The organism is Blautia sp. HA3515, assembly GCF_059933065.1.
The window spans coordinates 1-2,793 of record NZ_JAYFUY010000158.1 but is presented as its reverse complement, the minus strand read 5'-3'; the positions used below and the strand labels follow the sequence as shown (position 1 = coordinate 2,793).

The 2,793-nt window shown below is 45.9% G+C and carries 5 protein-coding genes; all 5 read right to left on the bottom strand.

Annotated elements, in window-relative coordinates:
* The coding region (locus R1Y93_RS12685) for an ROK family protein (RefSeq protein ID WP_500823095.1) at window positions 1–170 on the bottom strand (170 nt) is incomplete at its 3' end.
* Window positions 116–607, bottom strand: coding sequence for an ROK family protein (locus R1Y93_RS12680; protein WP_500823094.1), 492 nt, complete (start codon window positions 605–607; stop codon window positions 116–118). The genes R1Y93_RS12680 and R1Y93_RS12685, both read right to left, overlap by 55 nt.
* Entirely contained in the window at window positions 604–834 is a 231-nt protein-coding gene (locus R1Y93_RS12675) for a hypothetical protein (protein ID WP_500823093.1), read from the bottom strand. Before R1Y93_RS12675 ends, R1Y93_RS12680 begins: the two co-directional genes overlap by 4 nt.
* A gap of 61 nt (window positions 835–895) precedes the next feature.
* A complete protein-coding gene (hprK, locus tag R1Y93_RS12670; protein WP_500823092.1) occupies window positions 896–1,828 on the bottom strand; it encodes an HPr(Ser) kinase/phosphatase in 933 nt (310 codons plus the stop codon).
* Window positions 1,829–1,887: 59 nt separating this feature from the next.
* A partial coding sequence (locus R1Y93_RS12665; protein ID WP_500823091.1) for a helix-hairpin-helix domain-containing protein occupies window positions 1,888–2,793 on the bottom strand: 906 nt, incomplete at its 5' end.

Here is a 2,793-nt window from a genome sequence, read left to right as displayed (position 1 = left end):
TTCTGAATACAGTCTATCAGCGGCTGTCCTGCCCTGGAAACTCCTCCGCCGATCACGATGGTCTGCGGATCGATCACACAGCAGAAAATACCAAGCGCCCTGCCCAGTATATCTCCTACTTTTTCCATGATCTGTACAGCCAGCACATCTCCGTCCTTGTATGCATCCAGAACCTGCTTTGCCTCAATTTGTCCACATTCTTTCTGAGAACGCTTGGAGCCTGGGTGGAATCAAGTACCCTCTTTGCAACACGGACAATACCGGTTGCGGAAGCATACTGCTCCAGACATCCATGATTACCACAGTTACAGCTTTCTGCTTCCTCGCTGTTCATATTGGCATGTCCCACTTCACCGCCGGCGCCGTGGAAACCAGGTACGATCTTACCATCAACTATAATACCACCGCCAACGCCTGTGCCAAGTGTAAGGAGCACGACACTCTTAGCGCCCTCTGCAGCACCTTTCCAAGCCTCTCCCAAAGCAGCTACATTGGCATCATTGGCAGCCTTTGCAGGAAGTCCAGTCAATGCACTGATCTCTGCTGCAACAGCCTTAAATCCCCAGTGAAGGTTTACTGCAAGGGGAACCTCGCCGTTCTCATTCACAGGTCCCTGTGGATACCGATACCAACACCATCAATATCGCCTTTTTCAATTCCACGTTCTTTGATCTTATCTTCAATAGTCTTTGCTATATCCGGAAGGATCGCAGCTCCTTCATTTTCTGTACGGGTAGCAATCTCCCATTTTTCTACCAGTGTTCCATCAGTAAGAAACAATCCACATTTGACAGATGTTCCTCCCACATCAATACCAAAACAATAAACTCCCATAATCTTATCCTTTCCATTGCCTTTTTTATTTTATTTCGTTAATCAAATTAATACCTTATAATCAATTATCCCGTTTCTTCGCTATATTGGCCTGCACACGCTTATACAGCTCTTCTGCAGCATTGTAGCCCATCTTCTTCTGTCTGTGGTTGACTGCAGCTGCTTCAACGATCACTGCCAGATTACGTCCCGGACGTATGGGCAGAGAATGGCATACGATCTTATTCCCCAGATATTCTGTATATTCTTCATGAAGTCCCAGTCGGTCATATTCTTTGTCCTTATCCCACTCTTCCAGACGGATCACCAGGTCTACAGACTGTGTATTCTTAACACTTTCCACACCGAAAAGGGTCTTTACATCAATGATACCGATCCCTCGAAGTTCAATAAAATGCCGGGTAATATCCGGTGCAGAGCCTACCAGGGTTACATCGCTGACCTTACGCAGTTCTACTACATCATCACTTACAAGACGATGGCCTCGCTTGATCAGTTCCAGTGCAGCCTCGCTCTTACCGATCCCACTTTCGCCTGTGATCAGAACACCTTCGCCATATACATCCACCAACACTCCGTGAATAGAAATACATGGAGCAAGCTGTACGCCAAGCCAGCGGATGATCTCAGCCATAAAGCTGGAGGTACTTCTCTCTGTTACAAAAGTAGGCACATTATACTTATATGCCAGGTCGATCATGTCCTGAGACGGCCTTGTCATGGTACTGAATACAACACAGGGAATCTTGCTGGAAATAAAGCGCTCATACTTAAACTGTCTCTCTTCATCATTCAGCTGCATCAGATAGGTATACTCTACATATCCGATAATCTGCACCCGCTCATTTGCAAAATGCTCCAGGTATCCTGTAAGCTGAAGAGCAGGACGGTTAATCTCAGCTGTTTTAATACAAATATCTGTAAAATCAATATCTGGCGTCAGATTTGTCAGATTCAGTTCCTGAGCCATTTTTGTCAACTGCACACCTTTCATGGTCTATCTCCTCGCTTTTAGAAATATTCGTCCTTATTATAACACGCGTTGAAAATAAATTATATATTTTTTCCTTTTTTGTGGAAAAATTCATAAACCTGACTGGCACTTTTCATATTCATAGTTTCCGTAGATGCCAATTCTTCCACTGAAGCTTCCTGAACCTTCTCCAGAGACTTAAATTTACGCATCAGGGCTTTTCTTCTGGCCTCTCCGATCCCCGGAATATCATCCAGCACAGAATGAACCTGCTCCTTGCTTCGCAGGGAACGATGAAATTCGATAGCAAATCTGTGTGCCTCATCCTGGATCCTGGTGATCAGATGAAAGCCTTCGCTGCTGGTGTCAATGGGGATCTCCACATTGTTGTAATACAGCCCCCTGGTCCTGTGGTTATCATCTTTTACCATACCGCATACTGGAATATCCAGCCCCAGATTTTCCAGCACCTTCAAAGCGATATTTACCTGTCCTCTTCCACCGTCCATCAGGATCAGATCCGGAAGTCTGGAAAAGCTGTCAAATTCCCCCTTGCTTTCATGGGTAAAACGCCTTGTAAGCACTTCTTCCATGCTGGCATAGTCATTAGGACCCTGTACCCATTTAATCTTGAATTTACGGTAATCTGACCGTTTGGGACGGCCTTTCTCATAGACCACCATGGAACCAACAGACTCAAAGCCGCTGATATTGGAAATATCGTATGCTTCCATACGCACCAGATCCTTCAGATTCAACCAGTCCTCTACTTCCTTTACGGCTCCGATGGTTCTGCCCTCTTCCCTTTTTATCCGTTCTCTGTCCTTTGCCAGAACCATTCTTGCATTTTCCAGCGCCAGCTCTACCAGCTTTTCTTTCGTTCCTTTTACAGGTACACGGATATGCACCTTCTGGCCTCTGCGTCCGGACAGCCACTCTTCGATCACCTGCCTGTCCTCAATGTCTTTCTGCAGCATGATCTCCCT

Bases quoted from the DNA above. Each gene is read 5' to 3' on its own strand.
- R1Y93_RS12675 (WP_500823093.1), bottom strand. From the start codon at position 834: ATGGGAGTTTATTGTTTTGGTATTGATGTGGGAGGAACATCTGTCAAA.
- hprK (WP_500823092.1), bottom strand. From the start codon at position 1,828: ATGAAAGGTGTGCAGTTGACAAAAATGGCTCAGGAACTGAATCTGACA.